The following is a 23,717-nucleotide window of genomic DNA, read 5'->3' as shown; positions in this document are numbered from 1 at the left end:
GAAGGGGGTCCCTCCCTGTTCGAGCGAAGCCGAGAACTTGGGGGCGCGTGCATGGCGTCGCGGGGCAGACGGGAATTTGACGACAGGGCCTAGGGGGAGACCCTTCTGACGCATGCCGCCGCCGGTGGGGTGGGCACGTTCACCGTGCAGCTGGCGGTGGCCTGTGGCGCGCGAGTGATCGGCAGCGCGAGCGAGTCCAACCACGAACAGTTGCGCTCACTCGGCGCGGAACATGTCACGTACGGCGAGGGGCTGGTCGCCCGCGTACGGGCCATCGCTCCCCAGGGCGTCGACGCGGTCCTCGACGCCTCCGGCCGCGGGGAGATCCCGGACTCCATCGAACTCGCGGGCGGCCCGGCGAGCGTCCTCACCCTCGTGGCCTTCGACGCCGCGGACACCGGCATCCAGGTCCACATGAGCGTGCCGGGGGAGAGCGGTACCCAAGCCCTTCGGGACATTCTGAGCCTCCTGACGGAGGGACGGCTGCGGGTTCGGATCCGGCGTACCTTCCCCTTGGAGGAGGCGGCGGCCACCCAGAACCCGACGGCCCATCCACGTACCCGAGCCCCCGCACCGCCGGGTGGCTCCGGCGTGCCGACAGGGATTGCGATGTCCTTGCTTTTGGCCTGTGTTTCACAGCGGAACACCGCCGCCCGCGTCAACGCCACGGACCCCGCCTTCGATGCTGCCGGGACTCGACGATCGCCGGGGTGCGCGGGGAGTCAGGAGGGACGTGGTTCGAAGCTCCTTGCGGAGGCGTCGGTCGGGTCGGATACCCGACCTCCGCCGGATCCCGATACGTGCCCGACGGCAAGTCAGGCACGCAGGCCCTTGAGCCCGTCGTAGGCCGCCATCACGACCTCGAGGCCCCGGTAGTCGTCCCCCGGCTCGCGCATCTGGTTCGGCACGTACGACACCGCCATGCGCGCGTCGGGTTCGATCATGACCGTCGCGCCGCCCCAGCCGCTCCAGCCGTAGGTGTTGCCGAACAGGCCGTACCCCATGCCGTAGCGCATCGGCATGCCCAGGAGGCGGTCCTCGCCGCGGAACTGTTCCTCCCACGCTAGGTCGCAGCCCGCCTGCGACAGCAGCCGCACCCCGCGCACCGCTCCGCCGCACGCCATCACCGACTGCACGAGCGCGACCGAGCGGGCATTGCCGTATCCGCTCGCTGCGGGAATCTCCGCGCGACGCCAAGCGACGCTGTTCCCGTCACGGACCCGTATCCCACCTCCGGCGGTAGGGGTCGCGGTCTTGCTGGGCGCGCTCGAGACGTAGTCCTCGTCGCGCGACAGCGGCGGGATCGAGAGCGCGACCCGGTGGTCGTGCTCGGCGGACAGCCCGATGTGGAAGTCCGCGCCCAGCGGCCCGGCCACCTCGTCGGCGAAGAACTCTCCCAGGGTGCGGCCGGTGATCCGGCGCACGACCTCGCCGACGAGGAACCCCTGGGTGAGCGAGTGGTATCCGGCCGCGGTGCCCGGCTCCCACCGCGGAGCCTGCGCGGCGAGCCGCGCCGTGGCGGACGGCCAGTCGTAGAGATCCTCAGCCGTCGTCGGTCCGTCCCATTCGGGCAGGCCCGCGGTGTGCGCCAGCAGGTGCTTCACCAGTACCCCGCCCTTGCCCTCCGCGGCGAACTCCGGCCAGTACCGGGCGACGGGCGCGGTCAGGTCGAGTTCGCCGCGGTCGGCCAGGACGAGGGCACACAGCGCCGTCATCGTCTTGGTGACCGACCAGACGCCCGCGATCGTGTCGCGCTGCCAGGGGACCGTGCGGTCCGTGTCGGTGAATCCACCCCAGACGTCCACCACCGGCTCACCGTCCACGAAGACCGCCACCGAGGCGCCCACGTCCCCGGCGTCCAGCAACTCGGCGAGTGCGCCGGGTACCGCGGAGAACAAATCGTCGTACGAACCCTGAAGCTCGGCCATGCGCGGAACTTAGCCCGCCCCCCACCACCGCGGTCAACCGAATATCCGCTACGACGCCACGGCGGTGGGTTTGTCTTTCCGAGCGTCGAGTTCACCCGTCGCCATCCGCTGCTCCTGGTCACGTCGGCCATGAGTGTGGTGAGGTGGCGGGGTCGCCCGCCGGGTCAGTCGTGGATGCGGAGGCCGGCGAGCCGGCTGACCGCGGCCGGGTCACGGTGGTCGAAGAACAGCGACTTGCCGGTGTCCAGGTCGGCGATGGACGCCATCTGGTCGTCGGTGAGTTCGAAGTCGAAGACGTCGATGTTCTCCGCCATACGGTCGGCGCGGACCGACTTGGGGATCGCGACAATGCCGCGCTGGGACAGCCATCGGAGCACGACCTGTGCCACGGACTTGGCGTGCTTGGCGGCGATCTCGCTCAGGAGCGGGTGCGTGAAGAGGTTGTTGCGGCCTTCGGCGAACCCGCCCCACGACTGGATCTGGACCCCGTGCTCGCGCATGACCTCTTGGTCGGTGGCGCGCTGGAAGAACGGGTGGGTCTCGATCTGGTTGACCGCGGGCGTGACGTCGTTGTTGACGATGAGGTCGACGAGTCGGTCGGGCTGGAAGTTGGCGACGCCGATCGCCTTGATACGGCCTTCGCCGGCCAGCTTCTCCATGGCCCGCCAGGAGCCGTGGACGTCGCCGAAGGGCTGGTGGATCAGGTACAGGTCGAGGTGGTCAAGGCCGAGCTTGCGCAGCGATGTCTCGAAGGCGCGCTCGGTGTTCTCCTCACCGGCGTCCTGGATCCACACCTTGGTGGTGACGAACAATTCCTCGCGCGGGATGCCGCTGTTCTTGATGGCTCGGCCCACGGCCTCCTCGTTGAGGTAGGCGGCGGCGGTGTCGAGCAGCCGATAGCCGGCGGCGAGGGCGTCGGTGACCGCCTGCTCGGTCTGCTCCGGCGGGATCTGGAAGACGCCGAAACCGAGGATCGGCATTTCGACGCCGTTGTTGAGGACGACGGACTGCATGGGATTTCCTTTCGGGAGCAGCTGAGGCCATCGATGGACCGTGCCCGATGGACCGTGCCCGCTCCGGCGCTCTGGCCGTCGCCGGCCGTCTGCCGGAGCGGGCACGGTCTGGTTCAGGGGCGGATGAGGACCTTCAGGGCCTCTCGATCGGCCATGGCGCGGTAGCCGCCCGGGACTTCGTCGAGGCCGATGGTGCGGTCGAAGAGGCGCCCGGCGGCGAGCGTGCCGTCGAGGACGTCCGGCAGGAGTTCCTCGATGTAGGCGCGGGCCGGGGAGACACCACCGGTCAGGGTGATGTTCCGCATGATCATGGCGGGACCGATGGGGCCCAGTTCGTACTGGGGCACGCCGAGGCGGCTGATGGCGCCGCCGTCGGTGACGGAACCGAAGGCCGCCTGCAGGGCCTGCTCGGTGCCGACGGCTTCGATGACGCGGTCGACTCCGCGGCTGCCGGTCAGGTCGCGGACGCGCGTGATGCCTTCCTCGCCGCGTTCGGCCACGACGTCCGTGGCACCGAAGTCCCGTCCCAGGTCGGTGCGGGCGGTGTGCCGGCCCATCAGGAGGATCTGCTCGGCGCCCAGCCGCTTCGCGGCCAGCACCGCCGACAGCCCGACGGCTCCGTCTCCTATCACCAGGACGGAGTCCCCGCGGGTGACACCGGCGGTGACGGCGCCGTGATGGCCGGTGCCCAGCACGTCGGAGAGGGACAGCAGGGAGGGCAGCAGCTCGGAGTCCTCGCCGACGGGCAGCTTGACCAGCGTGCCGGTGGCCTGGGGTACGCGGACGGCCTCGCCCTGCCCGCCGTCGACGCCGTTCCAGCCGTAGCGGCCGCCGTTGCGGCACGAGGAGTGCAGGCCCTTACGGCAGTAGTCGCAGGTGTTGTCGCAGTACGTGAACGGGGCGACCACCATGTCACCGCGTTTCACACCGGTCACCTCGGAGCCGGTCTCCTCGACGACGCCGAGGAACTCATGGCCCATGGGCCGCCCCTGTTCGCCGGCGGGCATGGACTTGTAAGGCCACAGGTCACTGCCGCAGACGCAGGACAGGACGACTCGTACGACGGCGTCGGTGGAGTGCTGGATGACCGGGTCGGGCGCGTTCTCCACGCGCACGTCACCAGCGCCGTACATGAAGGTTGCTCGCATGAGGGATCTGTCCTTACTGGGTATGTCGTAGATGGGGTAGACGGGGTGTGTAGTGGACGGGGTGCGTAGTGGACGGGTGTGTCGCCGGTCGGTCGGGCCCGCACTGCCCGGAGACCGGTCACGTACGGGGAGCGGGCCTCAGGTTCAGGGTGGCCAGGACAGTCAGCCCCACCGTCGCCGCGGCGATCAGCAGACTGGTGTGCAGCCCGTCGACGAACCCGGCCCGGTCGGCGACCAGCGCCCCGAAGGCGGCGACCGCCAGGGCGCCACCGAGTTGGCGGGCGGCGTTCAGCACACCGCCGGCGACACCGGCCCGCTCGGCGGGCACGCTCTCCAGCAGCAGTGCCACCAGCGCGGTCACGGCCATCGCGCCGCCGGCTCCGACCGGCATCATCAGCACCACCGACTGCCACACCGGCGCTCCTGCGGGCACGGCGACCATGGCCAGCAGGCCCGCGACCATCAGCAACTGACCGGTGACCACCGGCATGCGCGCACCGAACCGCATCGACATGCGGGCGGCCACCGGGCTGATGAAGGAGGTGAGCACGGTCATCGGCAGGAAGGCCACGCCGGTGGCGAGCGCGCTCAGCCCGTGCACCTGCTGGAGGTACAGCCCCAGCAGGAAGATCATCCCGTAGAAGCCGATGTTCAGGGCGAACCCGATGGCGACCGAGAGTGACATCGTGCGCGAGCGCAGCAGCGGCAGCGGTGTCATCGGATGCCGGCCGCGGGCTTGTGCGATGACGTAGCCGACGCCCGCCACGGCCGCCACGGCGAAGGCGACCAGGACCCGCGCGGCGCCGAACCCGTCGGCACCGGCCTCGATGGCCGCGTACGTCAGCCCGCCCACGGCGGCGACGGCGGCGACCTGGCCGGTCCAGTCGAAGGGCACCGACCGGCGCGGGGAGGGCTGGGCGCGCTTGAGGAGCGCGAGGGCCACCGCGCCGACGGGCAGGTTGACGAAGAAGATCATCCGCCAGTCGATCACGGTGAGCAGACCGCCTGCCACGGGCCCGGCCGCCGAGCCGACCGAGCCGCTCACACCCCACAGGGCGATGGCCCGCGCCCGCGCCCCCGGGTCGGGGAAGACTTCCCGCAGCAGGGCGAGGGAGGACGGTACGACCATCGCGGCCCCGACTCCCTGCACCAGCCGCGCCGCCGCCAGAACGCCCAGATTCGGCGCCATCCCGCACACCGCGGACGCCACCACGAACAGGCCCAGGCCCCCGGCGAACGCCTGGCGGGCCCCGATGCGGTCACTGATCGCGCCGGCGGACAGCAGGAACGCGGCGAAGGTGAGGGTGTAGCCGTCGACCACCCACTGCAGCCCGGTCATCCCGCTGTCGAAGCCGCGCCCGATCGAGGGCAGCGCGACGTTCACGATCATCGCGTCGACCATGATCGTGAAGAAGCCGAGCAGCACGGCGGCCAGCGCCATGCGCCCACCGGACCTGCTGTGCGGTGGCAGGCCGACAGCGGTGGTCTGGAGAGGTGTGGGCGAGGCGGGCGTGGACACCGGACGATCTCCTGCACTGGGACGGGCGAGGTGCTGACGGAAATCGAGCCTCGTGCCTCCGCGGCGCCAGTGGCAGGCCGGGCTGTGCCGGGGACCGGCGTTCGGGGGTAGTGACAGGGCCCCCCACACGCCTGCCACACAGGTCAGGGCGGTGTGACACTGACCGTATGGCATCCGCGCAGAGCAGCAGCGGCGGCGGTATGGAGCTGGGCCAGTTCCTGCGCGCGCGCCGCACCCAGACCCGCCCCGACCAGGTCGGCCTCACCGTGGGTCCCGGGCTGCGTCGCACCCCCGGCCTGCGCCGCGAGGAACTGGCCACGCTCGCCGGCATGAGCATCGACTACTACGTCCGCATGGAGCGCGGCAAGGAGACCCGCCCCAGCCCCGCCGTGCTCGACGCCCTCGCCCGCGCACTGCGCCTCGACGACGCCGAGCACCAGCACCTGCGCGAGCTCGCCGCCCGGGCCGCCCGCTATTCCCCCGAACCCCCACCGCCGCCCAGCAGGACCGTGCGCCCGCACCTGAAGCTGGTCCTGGAGACGCTCCGACCGAGCCCCGCCTACATCATCAGCCGCAGCATGGATCTGCTCGCCTGGAACCCCGGCGGCCTCGCCCTGTACGCGGGCCTCGCCGACTGGCCCGCCCAACAGCGCAACCTGGCCCGCTACTTCTTCCTCCACCCCACCGCGCGTACCCTCTTCCCCGACTGGGACGAGCTGGTCCGCGGCTGCGTCGCACGGCTGCGCAGCCTGGCCGGCACCGCCCCCGACGCCCCCGACCTCACCCACCTCGTGGGTGAACTCCTCGTCAAGAGCCCCGACTTCGCCAAACTGTGGGAGCGTTACGACGTCGTCGGACGCAAGAAGATCCAGAAGACCTTCCACCACCCCCAGGTCGGCATCTTCACCCTCAGTGGCCAGAGCATGAACCTCGAAGGCACCCCGGGCCAACGCCTCGGCCTCTACACCGCCGAACCCGGCACCCCCGACCACGACGCCATGCTCCTGCTCGACGCGATCGTCCCCGAGCCCGCCAAACGCCCGGACACGAAGGCGAAGCCGCAACCGCACTCACAGCCCTGACCGAGACCTCCGCGGCGGTCCGGTCGGTCAGGAAGGGTCACCGGGCGTTGGCCAGCAACTGCTCCGACAGAGTCCACAGCCGTCGTGCGTTCTCCGGGTCGACGGCGTAGCGGGCGACACCGTGCAGCGTGCCGGAGCGACGGTCGACGACCTCTGTCTCGTTGCAGTCGACGAAGTAGCGGCCGCTGACGCCTTCGAGGAGCGGGGAGGTGGCGAGGAGCACCGAGGTGGCGGCGCCCTGCTCGACGGTCTTGATGAGGTGGGCGGGAACCCTTCCGCTCCCGCGGCCGCCGGTGTGGCGCTGGAGGTTGGTGTAGATCGCGCCGGGCATCAGAGCGTTGGCGGTGATGTTGTCGCCGGCCCAACGACGGGTCGCCTCCACCGCGAAGAGGACACCCGCGGTCTTGGACTGACCGTAGGCGAGCCATGGATCGTAGGGGCGGAATGCGAAGTTGACGTCGTCGAACACCACCGGGGACTGCTGATGACCGGTGGAGCCGACCACGACGACGCGAGCGGCGCCGTCGGCGGCCAACGCGCCGTGCAGGCCGGTGGTGACAGCGAAGTGGCCGAGATGGTTGGTGGCGAACTGCCACTCCCAGCCCTGTTCGGTGTACTCCTCGGGACAGGCCATGACGCCCGCGTTGTTCACCAGCACATGCAGCGGGCCCTCCCAGGCGGTGGTGAAGGCGGTGACGGACGCGGGATCGGCCAGGTTCAGGTGCGCGACACGTACTTCCCGGTTGCCGGTCGACCCGGTGATGTCCTTGGCGACGCGTTCACCCGCCGCCATGTCCCGGACGGCGAGGGTCACTTCGGCACCGGTACCGGCCAGGGCGTGGGCCGTTGCCGCCCCCAGGCCGGAGGAGGCGCCGGTGACCACGGCACGGCGGCCGTCGAGGTCGATTCCCTGCGCGACCTCGGTGGCCGTGCTGGAGAAACCGAACGGGGTCGTGATGGCACTCACGGGTGGACTCCTTGCTGTGTGCTGAGGTCGCTGTGTGCTCAACTCGCCGCGTGCTGAACTGGTGCCGAACTTGCCATGTGCTGTACGTGTGTCGAAGTCGCCGTGTGCTGTACGTGTGTCGGAGTCGTCGTGCGCTGATCCGCGCGCGGTCTTCCGCGGTCAGGGCCTGAGCAGTCGGTCCTGCTCCACCGGCGGAGTTCCGTCCGGCCAGGGCAGGGCCTTGCCGAAGCGGATCAGCTCGCCGTGGAGAGCGGGATCGAGGTGCTCGGTGAAGACCAGGTCGAGCACCGCACGAGCGGCCTCGGAAGGTGACTGGGCCCGGCTGAAGTCGCTGAACCAGGGCCGGGAGGTGGCGGTGTCGACCATGCCGGGACACACGGAGGCGATCAGGGTGCCGTCGGCGAGGTCGTGCTCGCGGCGTTCGGCCGCGACCGCCCGGACAGCGGCGACCTGGGCCACCTTCGAGGGCACGTTCAGCCAGCGTGGCCAGCCCGCCTCCTCGGCGGTCTTGTTGTGGACGGCGCTGCGCCAGGACTCGACCGCGTACTCGACCTGTTCGAGGCTCGCACCGTCGAACAGGTGGTGCAGTCTCGGATTGAGGTGGCCGAGGGTGCCCAGGCTGCTGGCCACGACGATCAGTCGGCCGCCCGGACGCAGGACGGGGCCGAACGAGCGCAGGATCGCGTGGGTGGCGGTGTTGGAGACGTCGATGAACTCGTCGGCGCGCTCGGCCTGGGAATCCTCGGGCAGCAGCCGGGCGACGGCGTTGGAGAGCACGACATCGACACCGCCGTGCCGAGCCCGGAGTTCGTCGGCGAGCCGGGCGATGGCCTCGGCATCGGTGACGTCCAGGACCCGGCCCTCGACATGACTGCGTGTGCCGTGCAGTTCCGCCACTTCACGGGCGGCGTCCGATACGCGCTGGTGGCTGCGGCCGGTGAGCAGTACGAGGTCGTCGGGGCCCATGCGGGCCGCCAGTCCTTCGGCGAGCGCACGTCCGAGTCCCTGGTTGGCGCCCGTGACGAGGGCGATTCGCGAAGCGTTCATGCAGGCCACGCTAGAAACGCGGCGGGCATGAGTCCAACGAGATTCACGCACAGCTAGTATGCGAAATCATCATGGGTAAATGATCACGGAGTGGGAGGTGTCATGGACTTCACGGATGTGTCACTGACCGCGCTGCGCGTCTTCCGCGCCGTGGCCGAACAGGGGACTTTCACCGCGGCCGCGGCGTCGCTGGGCTACACCCAGTCGGCGGTGTCCCGGCAGATCGCCGCGATCGAACGCGTGGCAGGAGCGGAGCTGCTGGAGCGACGGCGCGACGGAGTACGGCTGACCGCGGCCGGCCTCGTCGTCATGCGCCGTGCGACGACCGTGCTCGACGAGATCGACGCGACCGCGCGCGAACTGTCCGGCCTGCCGGGGCAGACCGGGACGGTCCGGCTGGGATGGTTCCCCAGCGCCGGGGCCGTCCTGCTGCCACAGGCCCTGGTCGCGCTACGCCGCACGGACCCCGGCCTGCACATCGTCAGCCGCGAAGGCAGCACTCCGGCGCTCGTGCGTGCCCTGCGGGCCGGCAGCCTGGATCTCGCCCTCCTGGCGTCGGCGCCGCCGTTCCGCCCGCCGGACGCCGAGTCGCCTCCGCTGGTGCTGCGCACGCTCACCGAACGCGCGCTGTGTCTGGCTCTGCCCGCCACCCACCCGCTCGCCCGCGGCGACTTCGTCGACGTGGCCGATCTGCGCGGGCAGCGCTGGATCGCCGGCTCCTCCTCCGGTGAGGACCGGCTGATGGGGGTGTGGCCCGGTCTGGACGAACGGCCCGAGATCGCCCACACCGCCCGCGACTGGCTGGCCAAGCTTCATCTCGTCGCCGCCGGGTGCGGCCTGACCACCGTGCCGCCCGCACTCACTCAGGCCGCGCCGCCAGGGGTACGCATCCTTCCCGTGCGCGGTGGGCCACAGGAGCAGCGGCGTCTGTTCCTGGCTCGTCTTCCCCACCCGCCGAGCGAACCGGTCACGCGTGTGGCAACCGCCCTCCGTGCCGCGGCCCTCGACGGCGACCCACCGGGCTCAGACCTGTGACGATCCCGGTTCCCCCATGTCACAGCCGGCTCGGGGCGACACGGACGTTGACGTTCTTCATCAGTGGCTGATCGCTTTGCGTGCTGTAGTCGGCCGCGCCGATCAGGGCGTTCATTTCGGGCATGTACCCCGCCGCGCAACCGCGGGGCATGTCGTAGCTCAACGCCCGGTACCCGGTGAGGGAGCGCTTGCTGCCGTCCTTGGAGGTGGCAGTGATGTCGACCAGGCTGCCGGGAGTGATGCCGCGGGAGCGCATGTCGGCGCGGTTCATGAGGACGAGCGTGCGCAGGTTCTTGATGCCCCGGTAGCGGTCGTCGTCGGAGTAGATGGTCGTGTTCCACTGGTCGTGGGAGCGCATCGTCTGCAGCACCAACATGTCGTCCTTGGGCACGACATCCGGCAGTCCGGCGGCGGAGAACTCGGCCCGGCCGGACGGGGTGAGGAAGACGAGTTCGCGGGCCGGTTGCTTGATCCGGAACCCCAGCGGCAGCCGGACGCGGCGGTTGAAGTCCTCGAAGCCGTCCAGGGCTTGGGCCATGGTGTCCCGGATGCGGTCGTAGTCCTCGATGTACTGCTCCCACGGGACGGCGCTGTCGGGGAGAGTCGCCCGCGCCATGCCGGCGATGATGGCGGGTTCGGACAGCAGATGGGGCGACGCCGGGCGCTTCATGCCGAGCGACAGGTGCACCATGCTCATGGAGTCCTCGACGGACGTGGCCTGCGGCCCACGGCGCTGGTGGTCCTTCTCCGTCCGTCCGAGACACGGCAGGATGAGTGCCTTCTTGCCGTGGATCACGTGGCTGCGGTTGAGCTTCGTGCTGACCTGGACCGTCAGTTCGCAGCGCCGAAGCCCGTCCGCGGTGTACGTGGTGTCGGGTGCGGCCATCGAGAAGTTGCCGCCCATTCCGACGAACACCTTGACCGTGCCCCGGTGCATCCCCTCGACCACGCCGATCGTGTCCAGCCCGTGCGCACGGGGAGGATCGATGCCGCAGACGTTGGCGAGCCGGTCGAGGAACTCGGGTGTGGGCCGGTGGTCGATGCCGCAGGTACGGTTCCCCTGCACGTTGCTGTGCCCGCGCACGGGCGACGGCCCGGCGCCCTCGCGCCCCAGATTCCCGCGCAGCAGCAGGAGATTGACGATCTCCCGAACGGTGTCCACACCGTGCTCGTGCTGGGACACCCCCAGACACCAGCTGATCAGGGTCCGGTCGGACCGCGAATACACCTCGGCGGCCTTGAGGATGTCAGCGCGCGTCAGCCCGGACTGGCGCTCCAGCTCCTGCCACGGTGTCGCCTCGCACAGGGCCCGGTACTCCTCGAATCCCTGGGTGTGGCGGTCGATGAACTCGTGGTCGAGTGCCTTCGGGTCCGAGGCCGACTCCTCGATCACCGCCTTGGCCATGCCGCGCAGGAGTGCCATGTCGCCGCCCGCGCGGACCTGGAGGTTGAGTGTGCTCGTGCGCGTCGACTTGAACAGGGCCATGTCGACGAACTCGTGCGGGACGATGGTCCGGGTGGCGGCCGCCTCGATCAGTGGATTGACGTGCACGATCTGGGCACCCCGCCGGTATGCCTCGGCGAGCGCGGTCAGCATGCGCGGAGCGTTGGAGGCCGCGTTGACGCCCATGATGAACAAGGCGTCGGCACTCTCCCAGTCCGCGAGGTCGGCCGTGCCCTTTCCGGTGCCGAGCGACGCCTGCAGGGCGCGTCCGGACGCCTCGTGGCACATGTTGGAGCAGTCGGGCAGATTGTTGGTGCCGTACTCACGGGCCATCAACTGGTACAGGAACGTCGCCTCGTTGCCCAGGCGTCCCGAGGTGTAGAAGGCGGCTTCGTTCGGGTCGTCGAGGGCCCGCAGCTCGCTTCCGACGAGCTCGAACGCGGCCTTCCAGGTGATGGGCTCGTAATGGTCCGTCTCCTCGTTGTAGACCACGGGCTCCGTCAGCCTGCCCGTGTCCTCCAGCTCGAAGTCGGTCCATGTCGCCAGCTCCGAGACGGAGTGCGCGGCGAACAGCTCACGTCCCGCACGCTTGGGCGTCATCTCCCAGGTGACGTGCTTGATGCCGTTCTCACAGATGTCGAGCTTGAGGCCCTTGGTGTCGTCGGGCCACGCGCAGCCCGGGCAGTCGAACCCCCCGCTCTCGTGGTTCATCTTGAAAATGGCGCGTGGCCCGTCGATCAGCGCGTGCTCCCGCATGAGGACGTGCGTGACGCTCTTGGCGGCACCCCAGCCGGCGGCCGGGTGATGGTAGGCCCGCTGCGACGGCTGCTTCTCGGTGGTGGGGCCCTCGCCTCCAGCCGGTGTCCCCGCGCCGTGCGGGGATTCGTTTTCCGCTACCGCCTTGTCGGCATCCGAGGTAGTCATGCTGTTCAACCCTTCGTATCTGCTGCCGAAGGAGTATGTGGAAACGCTACAACCATCCTGTGGCTCCCTCAAACGGGCCACGGACTCGAACGGACCCCACGGTCGTCATGCGGAGCCCGCCGGTCAGCGGGAGGGCCTGAGCCGGTCCAGGAACTCCTGGGGAGTGAGGGCGGGACCTCCCTCGGGCTTCACGACGGGAATGACCTCGTCGTCGTACCGGACCACGGGTGTTCCCACCACGCCGAAGGAATCGAAGTTCCCGATCACCTCTCCGGCCCAGGTGAGATACATGCCGTCCGTGACCTTCATGTCGAATTCGGCGTTCCTCAGCCCGTTCACCTTGTCGGCGAGGGACAGCAGGACCGAGACGTCGGAGAATTGATCGTCAACAGGGGGAAATGGCTGGGAGGCGAAAAGCGCCGCCAAGTAGTCGACGAACTTTCGCTGTCCCGCGTCGCTCGCCGCGGCCAGCGCGCTCAGACCGCGCTGAGAACCGCTGCCGCCGACCGTGTCGTCGATCGTCCCCGCGAAATGGAACTTCGCCACGAACTTGCCGTCGTCGGCCGCTTGGCGAATGGTGCCGAGAAGACTGTCCGCCATGCGGTGACTGGCCCGGTCGCGCAACTCGACGAACACCTCGAGTACGTGAGGCGCATCCAGATCGCCGTAATACAGCGTGGTGCCGTCCGCGCCGGTCGAATGCGCTGGATTCATGGCACGACTTCGGAACGGACGGGGGAGCGGAGCATGGCGACCGACGGTCCGATGAAGGTGCTTGAGCAGCACATAGGCGCGCTGCTCCGCGGCTGCCAGTCGGGCGGGGTCGACATTCGCCGCGTACAGCTCCCCGGCGGCGGCGTCGTCCGCCTCGCGCAGCTCCACCACTGCCACGGCCAGCTGTGTCTGAACGGCGGAGTGCGGTACGGCGGCGGAGTCGGACAGTGCCCGTTCGGCACGTTCGGATGCTTCGCCGCACGCGGCCAGCGCTTGTTCCACACGTGCTGCCGGACGCCCGTGGACCAACAGCAACGCACATGCCAGACCCATGAGGATGCCGAGGACACTGCCCAGGGTCCGGTCGTGGACGAGCGTTCCCACAGGGGCCGGGGATGCCAGGTCGCTCATCAGCAGTGCGAGCGGCGTGAGGAAGACGACGCCGAGACCGTAGTTCCGGGCCACGGTGTACTCCAGCAGGAATTCGAAGACCACGATCAGGGCGACGAGAGCCGTCGGCGCCGGGTGGGTGGCCAGCACGCCGAACGCGATCAAGAGCCCGGCTGCCGTGCCCAAGGTGCGTTGGAGGGCACGCTGCAAGGTGGAGCGGACGTTGACGGAATGCAGGACGGCGGCTGCGGAGAGTGCGGCCCAGTAGCCGTGTCCGAAGCTCAGGAACGCGGCAAGGCCACCTGCCAGGCCGGTGCCGAGAGCCATCCGGAACGCGGGGACGACCAGTACCGCGACATGGCCGGGGCTGCCGGCATCGGTCCCCACGGTCAGTTCGGCGGCGCGCCGGGCCGCGGGACCGGCTTCGTCCGGATGGCCGGTTGCCGTATCGGCGGACAGGGCGGACGGGGACATCGGGTGTGGCGGAGGGGACGGGAGACGGCGGTATCTGACGGTCAGGTGCCGAGCCTGTACACGCAGGTACCGCGCTGTCGGGGCGTCGGGGGTCTGTCGGCATGCGGAGGTGATCAGAACCGACCAGGCGAGGTCGGTCAGGAAGACACATGTCCCGCTCCGCTCGTCGCGCCGCTGACCGGTTGTCAGGGGGCTCAGGCCGAGCGACTGGTACGCCCGGAGGACGGCGGCGGTTGCCCGGTGCCGTGTGTGCCCGGTTCCATCGGCTCCTTCGTCCGGCTCCAGCAGGCCGGCGAGTTCGCGGAGGGCCACGGCCACCGCGAGCCGCTGCGGGCGGTCCGGGTGTACGACCCAGCCCACCAGTGCCAGAGCCCAGGCCGTGGCAGCGCCCGTTGCGGCGAGCCCTGTCTGGGCGAGCACGTCGGTGAGCCTGTCGGCAGGGCCGTTGGCCGCCACGGCGAACGAGAAGAGCATGAGCACGGCACCAAGGCCACTGAGCCGTGTCGCGTCGCACAGGAACTTCGCCAGGCCGGCCGTGACCGCCATCGCGGCAATCACCACGGCAGTGCCGAAACCTCCCGCTCGCGGATCGGTCAGTGCGGCGAGCGCCGCACCAAGGCCGACGCACATCGTCATGGCCACCGCGGCCACGGCGAGGACGCGGGCGCGACGGCGGTAGGGCAGGTTGCGCCCGAACGTGGTGGTGAACGCGCCCAGCATGGGAAAGACCGCGAGCGTGGATCGTCCGGAGAGCACCCATGGCAGTGCGGGCACTGCCATGGCCAGCGCCGCGCGCAGGGCGAAGAGAAGCGCTCCATCCACTGCGTGCAGGGTGAGCGCGCCGCGCGGCGAGAGTACGCGCGTCAACTTGGTGCGGTGATGGTGGGACATGCCCACTTCTTCGAGATCAGTGAACCAGGATTCCTGCGAAGAGGTTGATGGCGGTAGCCAGAATGCTGGTACCGAAGACGTACGACAGCAATGTGTGCCGGAGCACCATCGAGCGGATCAGCGCACTGGAGACGTCGGTGTCGGAGACCTGGTAGGTCATACCGAGGTTGTAACTGAAGTAGAAGAAGTCCCTGTACGCCGGCGGCTGGTCGGAGTTGAAATCGATCCCGCCCCCGGAATCCACGTAGTAGACGTACGCGTAGCGGGTGGCGTACATCAGATGCAGTGCCGCCCAGGCCATGAATACGCCGAGCAGCGCCGTCGCGGCATGGCCGGTGTCGGAGTTGCCGAGCAGGAATACCACGATGCCGACCAGACCGCAAAGAGCGACCGTGACGACGACGATTTCCTCGGCGACGGGGCGCAGGTCCTCGCGTCGAGCGTTGCGGCGGGTCGCGGCGGCGTCCATCGGCCACAGCACGATCCAGCCGACCACGACGAAGAATGTCTGGGTCGCGGCGATACCCGCGAGAATGGCCAGCGGTGTGTCGCTGGACAATCCGACGGCCACGCCGACCGCCGCTCCTACGGCCACCGCGGCGGCAAGCCGTGGGACTGCGGAAAGCGACAAACGGATGCTCACGCTCACAAACCACAACGGTAGTGCCTCGTGGCTGCTCGGCACGGCAGGAGCGGGACCAGGGGGCGACGGGTATCTCTCCCATGGTCGGGCGTAGGGGATGTCCACGCGTCATGATCGTGTCACGAGCTCCTGAGGGACCGGAACTCCTTTCTTGAGAAACCACAGACCCTCGATGTGTCCTTTTCCGTCGAAGACGACGCGGAAATCTCCGGGCTGCTTGGCCATGTGCAGTGGTATGTCGACCACCGTCCGATCGCCGGATACGACCTGCCGGGGCTCTCCGTGCGACTGGTAGCGCCCGAAACCGAGCTGGTTCTGGTATTCCTTCCAGGCATTCGCGAGAACCGCGGGATTTCCTTCTTGTCGAATCGACTCGTCGAAGCGCGCTGAGACGGCGACGAAGTTTCCCTGCATGACCTGGTCGAGGGTTTTGAGAGCGAGTTGTTCGAAAGGGGTCCGGCCGGGGGCCGATGCCGGGGCGGCGGCCGCCGTGTCGACGGGATCGGGCACCGCGTTCGATACGGGCCCGCTGACCAGCACCAGCGCGCTGGAAGCGACGGTGACGGCGAAACTGAACTTGCTGAGTCTGCTGAACATGGATCCTCGCACGGGGTGTCCGTGCCGCGATCATGGAGTGATCATGCGGCTTCTGACCTGACGGTTGTGACGGCGGCGCATTACCTCGAAGGGGAGTACCGTGGCCCCGCAGCAAGCGGCCACTCCAACCCAGATCGGCAGCACGAAAATGAGCGTGAACGAGCTGACGATCCAGCCCGTGGTGAACGTCACGTCGGCCCATAGTGGAAAAAGCGCGAGCCGAGTGGAAAAAAGAGGGATCGGTCGTCTCGGGCTGCGCGACGCGGCGTACTGCACATAGGTGATGCTGGACAATGCTCCGACGATGACGGCGGCCGTGATGGTGATGATCTGCATGAGAATCTCCTAGCCTGAGAAATTCTGTGTCCAGAAAAGTTCACCGAGGGGCTTCGCGTCATGTCACGGAACAGCGTGACTTGAAATCAGGAACCGATCTTGATAAACGGGGCCGGCGGAGCGGACCGCTGATCGAGACGGACCCCTGTTCGACAGGGACCGCTGCCGTCGAGGCATGGCCACGCCTGACAACGACCTGGTGACGTCCGCATCCCTGTACGGGTGTGCGGCCCGCCAGGTAGTCACGCACGGCTGCGGGCAGCCCCGCGTCGATGGCTTCGGCGAACGGAGCGCCAGACGGGGGCCCCACTGTCCTGCGCGGCCACCATCAGCAGAGAGCAGACTGCCGCCCTCTCCGAAACGCGGTGCGGCGAGCTCGCGACTATGCTCGCAAACAGCGAAATCGCCCATCGTCACCAAGCTGTTCCACCTGCACAACGGGAGCAGGAATGACCAGTGAAGCCGGGCCGATCAGCGCCGAAGCCCGTCGGGCGCTCGAAGAGGAGCTTGCGGATCTGCACGCCGAACGCAACGCGGTCGCGGCAACCCTGGGCGACACGGACTCGGCGGGAGACACGGCCGACCAGGCCGACGAGTTGCAGCGTGCCACTCAGTTGGACCGCGTCGACGCCCGTATCACCGAGATCACCGTGCGGCTGGACGGGGCGGCAGAGGCTGGTCCGCCCCGCACCGATGTGGTCGGTCTGGGAAGCACCGTCACCGTACTGTTCGCGGCCGGCGCCGAAGAGACGGTCCAGATCGGTGACGTGGCCGAGCCGTTGGACCAGACGTTGGTCACCACCGACAGTCCTCTCGGCCGCGCACTGCTCGGCCACCATGTCGGTGACACCGTCGGCTACGAGGCGCCCGACGGACGGACGACCGTGACGGTGCTGTCCCTGGGCGCCCCATAGGACCCGTATCGCCGTCTCCTGGGGCAACTCCCCGTCCGCTCGGGGCGCCGTGCGGTCACGAGCCGAGTGCCACCACGGCCTCGTCGGTGTACACGAGGAACGTCATGCTCTGGCGGAAGTACAACTCGATCTCGTTCGCGTCGTGCGCGGTGTAGCCGATGGCGAGGTCCTCACCGAGCCGCAGTTCGAAGTCCCCACCGCGGGTGGACAGGAGAAAGGCGCCGTCGACCGCGGGCGCCCAGATCGGTGGGGCGTCCAGCATCCGGCTGAGATGCTCCGTGATCGGATAGCCGTGGTCGGACGTCTCGCTCACCAGGGTGTACGCGTCGGCGCCCAGCAGCAGCGAATACGGGCCGGCGACTCCGGCCAGGCGCAGGGTCGTCAGCGCGCGGCTGACGGCATCCGGGTAATCACGTGTCTCCGCCGGCAAACCGTGCACCGGATGGGAGGTGCGCCTGCGCAGCCCGTCGATGCCCGCTGCCTCGTACCCCTCGAAGACGGCCCGGTCCTCGGTGAACGCCATGGCGCGCGCCGCGTCCTTGACCGGTTGCCAGTCGGAGTCGTTCGAGCCGCGCTCGACGTCGTCCACCGCGTCGCGACCGACCTTGAAGGGGACGCGCAGTTCGACCAGGGGCTGTGCTTGGCGCAGGAGAGCGGTGACACCCGCTCCGGGCGCTTCGATGCGGGTGAGATGGCCGGTGCCGACCGAGGCAAGCGCGGGACCGTCGGGTCCGGTGACGTCCACGACACGACGGCCCCCCACGTTGCGCTGGAACGTACGGCGGGCTTCCTCCTCGATCTGTGCCCAAGCCTCGGGCGTGATCGGCGCGAGTTCGCGGTGCAGGTTGTTCATACCGTTGGGCGTGGACACGTGATCAGGCTCCTTTGAGACTGCCGATCCCCAGGGAGCCCTCGGTCGCCGAAGCGCTGGTGGGCGCGGCGGGTGGGTCGTCGAGGAAATCGGCGCTCGGTACGTAGAACAGACAGCCGGTGACCGCCGTGGAAAAGTCGAGGATTCGGTCGTGGGTATGGGGGTGGTCACCGAGGAACATGTTCCTCAGCATCTGTTCGGTCACCTCGGGAGTGCGCGCATAGCCGATGAAGTAGGTGCCGAACTCCCTTTGCCCGATGCTGCCGAACGGCATGTTGTCACGGACGATCCTCCGTTCGTTTCCGTCCGCGTCGGTGATGGTGTTCAGTGCGACATGAGAGTCCGCGGGCTTGATGTCGTCCGGCATTTCGACGTTCGCCAGCTTTGTGCGGCCGATGACTTTTTCCTGTTCCTGCGTGGGCAACGCGTTCCAGGCGGCAAGGTCGTGCACGTACTTCTGGACGACCACGTAGCTGCCGCCCGCGAAATCGGGGTCCTCGTCAGCGATGAACACCGCGTCGGACGCGACTTCGCCCTCGGGGTTCTCGCTGCCGTCGACGAAGCCGAGGAGGTCGCGCTCGTCGAAGTACTTGAAACCGTGCACCTCGTCCACCACGGCGACTGCTCCGTAGAGGCGTTCGCCGATCAACTGGGCCAGTTCGAAACAGAGGTCCATGTGGTGGGCTCGCAGATGGAAGAGCAGGTCACCAGGGGTGGACGGGGCTCGGTGCCGGGAGCCCGTCAACGCGACGAACGGATGCAGATCGCGTGGGCGGGGTCCTTCGAAGAGACGGTCCCAGGCGGCGGAGCCGATGCCGACGACGCAACTCAGTCCCGCGTCCGGAGCGCGGAAACTGACCGATCGTCGCAACCCGGCCACATCCTGGAGCAGGTCGCGAACAGCGGGCTCGCCGCCAGGTGCCATGGTGCACACGAGGAACAGGGCGGATTTGGCGGGCGGGGTGATCACGAACTGCGACTCAACCACGGAGCCTGCCTCCTACTTGTCGTGGCTATGGCGCTACGCACGGCAGGATAACGTGAGGAAACAAAATAAATACTAGGATTGGGTCGCGGCGATGTCGACCGGCGATGTCGACCGGTGCTGGTACACAGGCGCCCGCCTGCGCGAATCGCACCCGACCCTGGTGGTCGAGGATTAGCACCTCATGCATTGCGCCTTCTTCACAGGGAAACCCGGCGATACGAGGAAAACCTGGCGATCCGTAAAAAGGGCTGTGGCGGACAGGACTTCGAGAACCGGTCTACGCCATGGGGCCGAGGTTGCCTTCCAGGGTCGTCCGGGTGATCAGAGGGCGGTCCCAGAGGGCGAGGAGTTCGTTGGCGAGGGCCACGATCGGGAGCGGGTGGCGGGTGCCGTGGATCTCGATGGAGGCGGCCGACAGGCTACGCGGGACGGCTCTGGCGTCGAGCAGGACACGCCAGTCCTCCGGCCCGAGCTCCAAGAACTCGAGGCCGGTCAGCTTGGCGATCTCCAGTGGGTCGGCTAGCGCACCGGGGTAGGCGGTGAGAGTCCGTAGGCGGGGCAGTCCGGTGACGGGGGCGAGACTGAGCGGCTCTCCCTCCCACACGCCGATGGACAGGACCTCCAGCCCGGGATGGACGGCGGCCTCGACACTGCTCAGGCTTCCGATGTTGACCCTGGCTACGGCCGGTGGCTGGTCGCCGCGAGAGCCCCGCTGCCCTTCGCCGCGACCGTGCATCACCAGGTCGGTCAGGGAGTCGGCGAGCAGGTCGCCGCCGACGTCCTGCTCATGGTCGAGCATGATGATCTGTCCTGCGTGTCCGCGCGGGCCCGGCGTCAGGTCCACCGCGATGCGGTCGCCACCGCCGTTGTCACCGAAGACGATCCAGCCGGGGGAGCCGACCAGCCCCTGCACCGCGGCGTCGGGCGGGGTGACGACCGCCTTCATGGCCCCGAACTTCCAGGGGGACGGACGGGACGGTGCGTCGGCGATGTACAAGTCACCCAGGGAAAAGAGCTCGCAGCCGACCGCATCGGAGACGCGCTCCGCCGCCTCGTAGTCGTCGTTCCAGTCCTCCCACCGTGCCCGGGTCACGCGGTAGAGCACCTTCAGCTCGTCGGGCAACACGACGCCGAGGCGCGCTTCCGCGGCGGCGATCTCCGCCTCGGTGGCGCCGATGGCATCAGGGATCCGCTCGCGGAGCGTCCGCTCCAGCGCCACCAGATCCACTGACGGGGCGGCCACCGCTGCGGGGACCGGTTCGGGAAGGCGGCGCCAGGGCTCGGGGACGGCGTCCTCGACCAGGATGAGCGAACCCGGATGCGGATTACCGATACCGGGCTCCGCAGCGGGGCTGGGATTGAGCAGGTGGAGTACGGCACTCCCGTCGGGCGAGATCTCCGCCGCGAAGGAGATGTCGTCGACACCCGCGTCCGCGAGTGCGCCGCGCACCCGTTCCACCGCGTCGAACTCGTCCTGCATGTCCTCCATCTGGAGGGCTCGTCCGGGCTGCGGGCGCCGCCGCGGCATGGGCAGGCTCCACCCGTGCCGGCCGATCTGTCCCGCCACGTAGCCCCCCGGCGCGGCGATGCTCTCCGCGTTCGCGGTCCGCAGAACCCGCAGCACGGGCCCCCAGGTCGCGAAGTCATGTATCGAGGGCAACGGCGGCCTCCGGTTGCTCTGGTGAACCGGCCTCGCGCTCTCGCGAGTACGGGTGTCTGATGGCTGGTCGAAAAGCTGCGCTCCTCAGGCGAGGAAGCGTATCGGGCTGAGGGCGACGGCAACTGCGTGGTGACGCAGGCCGTTGTCGTGCTGCTCATGGCTACAAGTTGTAGCCTCCCGACACCTCGATGTTCTGGGCGGTGACCCAGCGGCTCTCCTCGGAGAGCAGGGCGGCGATCATCATGCCGATGTCATCGGGTTCGCCGACCCGGCCGAGAGCGGTCTTCGCCGCGAGGGCCGGGATGACTTCGGGAAACTTCTCGAAGGCGTCGTCGGCGATCCGGGTGCGCGTCGAGCCCGGCGAAACGGAGTTGACGCGGATGCCTCGCGTGCTGAACTCCTTGGCCATGTAGCGGCTCAGCACGTCGAGGCCGCCCTTCATCGACGCGTAGGCCGAGTAGCCGGGCTCCAGGCCTGACCCCATCGCCGAGTTGCTGCTCGTGTTGACGATGGCCCCGCCGTCTTCCATCAGCGACAGCAGGCGTTGCGTCAGGAAGTACGGGCCCTTGAGCAGAACCCGCATCAGCCTGTCGAACGTCTCCTCGGTCGTATCCTCGATCAGCGACGTGTGTGCGAAGCCGGCGTTGTTGACCAGGTAGTCGAACGTGTCGCGCCGCCAGGTGTCGCGCAACACATTGACCACGCACTGGCGGAAGGCCGGGAAGGCGCCGGTCTCACCGACATCCAGCGGCAGCGCGACGGCAGTGCCGCCTTCCTTCTCGATCGCGGCTGCCGTCTCCAACCCTCCCTGCGCATTGCTGCCATAGGTCAGAATGACTCCGGTTCCTCGCTTGGCGATCTGGATCGCCGCGCTCCGCCCGATACCGGAGCTGGCGCCAGTGATGATCGCTACCTTCATGATGGTTCTCCTGGGGTGTGGTCGAGCGTCTGCCGAGGCCCGGCGCGGGCATCGGCAACACGGGTGTCACATGGGAAATGCCGTGACCGGCCCGGTGGTTGGCCGGTGTGGTGTCGCCGGCCTCGCTGCGCGGCAGAGGCCGGGGACAGGACTCGGGCGAGCCGGTCGCCGCGTGCCCGGCGGGCCTCGGCCGAGACACGTGCCTGCGGGTACAGCGCGTCGAACCCGTGGAAGCCTCCCGCCCAGACGTGGACTTCCGCCCGGCCCCCGGCTGCCCAGATCCGGGTGGCGTAGGCGGCGTCCTCGTCGCGGAAGACCTCGGCCGAGCCGGCGTCGACGTAGGTGGTCGGCAGGCCCGAGAGGTCGTCGGCCACCGAGGGGGAGACGTGGCCGGGCACTCGTTCGTCCCGGAGGGCGCCGAGCACCGAGCGCCATCCGAACTCGTTCATCTCGCGGGTCGTACGGGATGGTCAGGGGCGGAGGGCGCCTGCCGACCGGAGTGAGGCAGGGCCGAGGATCGATCAGCGGCTTCAGAAGGCGGCCTTACCGCGAACCGGTACGTAGTCGGTGTACTGGGGGTCCTTCGCGAGCAGCCCGTCGAACCGCTTCACGATGGCCTGAGCGGCTTCGCCGGCGAAGACCCGGTGGTGGTCCTCCTCGCTGGTCCAGCCCTCGGTGACATGGACGACGTCGGGGTTGGACGCCGAACGGCAGACGAGATAGACGAGGCAGTGTTCACTCGTACCGGGGTTGCCGTCGCTCAGGCCGGTCAGCAACAGGTCGGCCAGCTGGTCACCCAATCCGGGCCTGGCGGTCAGGGTGGCGTTGAAACCGTGATTGGCGATCATGACTACCTTCTTCTGCGATGGACGGATCGTGGAGGTGCGGTGGTCCCGGAGCAGAAGGCCTTTTGGTCCGCCGCTGGACTCCAGTGATTCCATTCAAGCGGCGTGACCTGCGGAAAGGGTAGAACGATGCTGTCGGCTCCTTGCACAATCCTCTTCCGTACAGGAGTCGGCGACCGGGCGTGTGCTGCAATGAGGGCATGTACCTCGAAGAGCTCCGTACCTTGCTGGCCCGACACGCGAGGCCGGAGTGGACCACCGCCATCGACGGCGTCCTCATCTCGAAGGTCGAGCGGTCCGACCCGCCGGCGCCGTCGATGTCCGGCACGGTGCTGGCGGTCATCGCACAGGGCGCCAAACGCCTCGCGCTGGGCGACCGGGTGTACGAGTACCGCGCTGGGCAGTACCTCGTCGCGTCGGTGGACCTGCCCGTCACCGGCCAGTTCACCGACGCCAGCGCGGAGCACCCGGCACTGGGTTTCGGCCTCACGCTGGAACCGTCCGTCGTCGCCGAACTGCTGCTGCAGGCCGGGCCCGGAGATGCCCCTCGTGCGGGCGGGAGCGCGCTGCCGGGCATCGCCGTCAGTGACGCTCCGGATCCGCTGCTCGACGCGGTGGTCCGGCTGCTGCGCCTGCTCGATGAGCCCCGCGACCGGACGGTGCTCGCTCCACTGGTCAAGCGCGAGATCCTGTGGCGGCTGATCACCGGCGAACAGGGCGGTATCGTGCGCCAGCTCGGCCTCGCCGACAGCAGTCTCAGTCATGTCGCACGGTCGGTGCGATGGATCCGTGAGCACTACGCGCAGCCGTTCAAGGTCGAGGAAGTGGCGCAGTTGTCCGGCATGAGCGTCTCCGCCTTCTACCGCAACTTCCAGGCGGTGACCGCGATGAGCCCCATCCAGTTCCAGAAGCAGATCCGGCTGCAGGAGGCCCGACTGCTGCTCGCCACCCACCCCCACGACGTCACCGCGGTCGGCCACCGCGTCGGATACGACAGCGCGTCACAGTTCAGCCGGGAATACCGCCGCCAGTTCGGCGCACCCCCCAGCCAGGACGCCGCCCGCCTGCGTCACACCGTGCACACCACCGCGAGCGTTCTTCCCTGACACGACGGGGCATCAACCAGGCCTTCCGCCGTCCGCGGATCGTCGGACCCGCCACCGGGCGCGGTGGCGACGGTCGGCCGATCAGGAGGGCCGATCGGTCACGGGCACTGCCGTTTTCAGGGCGTGCCGAACCAGCGGGAGAGCGCGTCTCGCAGCGTGAGCACGGCGGTGTCGGCGGGTTCGTCGGTGGTCGCGGCCCAGGCGATGTGGGCGTCCGGGCGGATCAGGAGCGCGTCGGCCGGTCGGTGATCGGTTTTGGCGG

22 protein-coding genes and 1 pseudogene are annotated in these 23,717 nt (G+C 68.9%); 5 read left to right on the top strand and 18 right to left on the bottom strand.

Annotated elements, in window-relative coordinates; all coding sequences use genetic code 11:
- The first annotated feature begins 129 nt into the window (after positions 1-129).
- The gene (locus ACFVWD_RS50765) at positions 130-846 is read left to right on the top strand and encodes a zinc-binding dehydrogenase (protein WP_389605388.1); all 717 of its coding nucleotides are present in this window, start codon (positions 130-132) and stop codon (positions 844-846) included.
- Here the strand turns inward: ACFVWD_RS50765 and ACFVWD_RS50760 are convergent.
- From ACFVWD_RS50760 to ACFVWD_RS50745, 4 genes are all read right to left on the bottom strand, one after another.
- Positions 816-1,928, bottom strand: a complete 1,113-nt coding sequence (locus tag ACFVWD_RS50760; RefSeq protein WP_389605386.1) for a serine hydrolase domain-containing protein — start codon at positions 1,926-1,928, stop codon at positions 816-818. The two genes, ACFVWD_RS50765 and ACFVWD_RS50760, sit on opposite strands and share 31 nt — an antisense overlap.
- A 164-nt stretch (positions 1,929-2,092) precedes the next feature.
- On the bottom strand, positions 2,093-2,941 hold the full coding sequence (locus ACFVWD_RS50755) for an aldo/keto reductase (RefSeq protein WP_389605384.1): 849 nt from the start codon (positions 2,939-2,941) through the stop codon (positions 2,093-2,095).
- Positions 2,942-3,054: 113 nt separating this feature from the next.
- Complete coding sequence (locus ACFVWD_RS50750) at positions 3,055-4,089, bottom strand: alcohol dehydrogenase catalytic domain-containing protein (protein ID WP_389605383.1); 1,035 nt, start codon at positions 4,087-4,089, stop codon at positions 3,055-3,057.
- Between the two features lie 118 nt (positions 4,090-4,207).
- Positions 4,208-5,608: an MFS transporter gene (locus tag ACFVWD_RS50745; RefSeq protein ID WP_389605381.1), complete on the bottom strand. Its 1,401-nt coding sequence runs from the start codon at positions 5,606-5,608 to the stop codon at positions 4,208-4,210.
- A gap of 167 nt (positions 5,609-5,775) precedes the next feature.
- Between ACFVWD_RS50745 and ACFVWD_RS50740 the strand changes: the two genes are divergently transcribed.
- On the top strand, positions 5,776-6,690 hold the full coding sequence (locus tag ACFVWD_RS50740; RefSeq protein ID WP_389605379.1) for a helix-turn-helix transcriptional regulator: 915 nt from the start codon (positions 5,776-5,778) through the stop codon (positions 6,688-6,690).
- A gap of 37 nt (positions 6,691-6,727) precedes the next feature.
- Here ACFVWD_RS50740 and ACFVWD_RS50735 read toward each other — a convergent pair whose 3' ends face one another.
- Together ACFVWD_RS50735 and ACFVWD_RS50730 are read right to left on the bottom strand one after the other, a co-directional pair.
- Entirely contained in the window at positions 6,728-7,657 is a 930-nt protein-coding gene (locus tag ACFVWD_RS50735) for an SDR family NAD(P)-dependent oxidoreductase (RefSeq protein WP_389605378.1), read from the bottom strand.
- 159 nt (positions 7,658-7,816) lie between these two features.
- Positions 7,817-8,704: an SDR family NAD(P)-dependent oxidoreductase gene (locus tag ACFVWD_RS50730; protein WP_389605376.1), complete on the bottom strand. Its 888-nt coding sequence runs from the start codon at positions 8,702-8,704 to the stop codon at positions 7,817-7,819.
- Between the two features lie 102 nt (positions 8,705-8,806).
- Between ACFVWD_RS50730 and ACFVWD_RS50725 the strand changes: the two genes are divergently transcribed.
- Positions 8,807-9,739, top strand: a complete 933-nt coding sequence (locus ACFVWD_RS50725) for a LysR family transcriptional regulator (RefSeq protein ID WP_389605374.1) — start codon at positions 8,807-8,809, stop codon at positions 9,737-9,739.
- Between the two features lie 19 nt (positions 9,740-9,758).
- Here ACFVWD_RS50725 and ACFVWD_RS50720 read toward each other — a convergent pair whose 3' ends face one another.
- The 5 genes from ACFVWD_RS50720 to ACFVWD_RS50700 form a co-directional block, all read right to left on the bottom strand.
- Positions 9,759-12,107, bottom strand: a complete 2,349-nt coding sequence (locus ACFVWD_RS50720; RefSeq protein WP_389605372.1) for an FdhF/YdeP family oxidoreductase — start codon at positions 12,105-12,107, stop codon at positions 9,759-9,761.
- Positions 12,108-12,230: 123 nt separating this feature from the next.
- Entirely contained in the window at positions 12,231-14,576 is a 2,346-nt protein-coding gene (locus ACFVWD_RS50715; RefSeq protein WP_389605371.1) for an FUSC family protein, read from the bottom strand.
- A gap of 16 nt (positions 14,577-14,592) precedes the next feature.
- Positions 14,593-15,219 carry a DUF1345 domain-containing protein gene (locus ACFVWD_RS50710; RefSeq protein ID WP_389605369.1) on the bottom strand — a complete coding sequence of 209 codons (627 nt, stop codon included), beginning with the start codon at positions 15,217-15,219 and terminating at the stop codon, positions 14,593-14,595.
- Positions 15,220-15,327: 108 nt separating this feature from the next.
- On the bottom strand, positions 15,328-15,816 hold the full coding sequence (locus ACFVWD_RS50705) for a DUF3887 domain-containing protein (protein WP_389605368.1): 489 nt from the start codon (positions 15,814-15,816) through the stop codon (positions 15,328-15,330).
- A gap of 30 nt (positions 15,817-15,846) precedes the next feature.
- Positions 15,847-16,152, bottom strand: a complete 306-nt coding sequence (locus ACFVWD_RS50700; RefSeq protein WP_389605366.1) for a hypothetical protein — start codon at positions 16,150-16,152, stop codon at positions 15,847-15,849.
- A gap of 449 nt (positions 16,153-16,601) precedes the next feature.
- Between ACFVWD_RS50700 and ACFVWD_RS50695 the strand changes: the two genes are divergently transcribed.
- The gene (locus ACFVWD_RS50695; protein ID WP_389605365.1) at positions 16,602-17,066 is read left to right on the top strand and encodes a GreA/GreB family elongation factor; all 465 of its coding nucleotides are present in this window, start codon (positions 16,602-16,604) and stop codon (positions 17,064-17,066) included.
- A 55-nt stretch (positions 17,067-17,121) separates the two neighbouring features.
- On the opposite strand, the gene ACFVWD_RS50690 is transcribed toward ACFVWD_RS50695, so the two are convergent.
- From ACFVWD_RS50690 to ACFVWD_RS50665, 6 genes and pseudogenes are all read right to left on the bottom strand, one after another.
- Positions 17,122-17,919, bottom strand: a complete 798-nt coding sequence (locus ACFVWD_RS50690) for a family 1 encapsulin nanocompartment shell protein (protein WP_168501582.1) — start codon at positions 17,917-17,919, stop codon at positions 17,122-17,124.
- 22 nt (positions 17,920-17,941) lie between these two features.
- Positions 17,942-18,925, bottom strand: coding sequence for a Dyp-type peroxidase (locus tag ACFVWD_RS50685; RefSeq protein WP_389605363.1), 984 nt, complete (start codon positions 18,923-18,925; stop codon positions 17,942-17,944).
- Positions 18,926-19,202: 277 nt separating this feature from the next.
- Positions 19,203-20,585 carry an SMI1/KNR4 family protein gene (locus tag ACFVWD_RS50680; RefSeq protein ID WP_389605362.1) on the bottom strand — a complete coding sequence of 461 codons (1,383 nt, stop codon included), beginning with the start codon at positions 20,583-20,585 and terminating at the stop codon, positions 19,203-19,205.
- Positions 20,586-20,745: 160 nt separating this feature from the next.
- Complete coding sequence (locus ACFVWD_RS50675) at positions 20,746-21,504, bottom strand: SDR family NAD(P)-dependent oxidoreductase (protein ID WP_389605360.1); 759 nt, start codon at positions 21,502-21,504, stop codon at positions 20,746-20,748.
- 128 nt (positions 21,505-21,632) lie between these two features.
- Positions 21,633-21,974: pseudogene (locus tag ACFVWD_RS50670) on the bottom strand (alpha/beta hydrolase); the annotation flags it as partial.
- 60 nt (positions 21,975-22,034) lie between these two features.
- Positions 22,035-22,352, bottom strand: coding sequence for a putative quinol monooxygenase (locus ACFVWD_RS50665; protein WP_389605359.1), 318 nt, complete (start codon positions 22,350-22,352; stop codon positions 22,035-22,037).
- Positions 22,353-22,549: 197 nt separating this feature from the next.
- On the opposite strand from ACFVWD_RS50665, the gene ACFVWD_RS50660 reads away from it, so the two are divergent.
- Complete coding sequence (locus ACFVWD_RS50660) at positions 22,550-23,455, top strand: AraC family transcriptional regulator N-terminal domain-containing protein (protein ID WP_389605357.1); 906 nt, start codon at positions 22,550-22,552, stop codon at positions 23,453-23,455.
- A 116-nt stretch (positions 23,456-23,571) separates the two neighbouring features.
- Here the strand turns inward: ACFVWD_RS50660 and ACFVWD_RS50655 are convergent.
- The coding region (locus tag ACFVWD_RS50655; protein WP_389605389.1) for a hypothetical protein at positions 23,572-23,717 on the bottom strand (146 nt) is incomplete at its 5' end.

It is taken from the genome of Streptomyces sp. NPDC058086, from assembly GCF_042885015.1.
Classification (GTDB): domain Bacteria; phylum Actinomycetota; class Actinomycetes; order Streptomycetales; family Streptomycetaceae; genus Streptomyces.
This window is presented reverse-complemented; position numbering and strand designations above follow the sequence as displayed.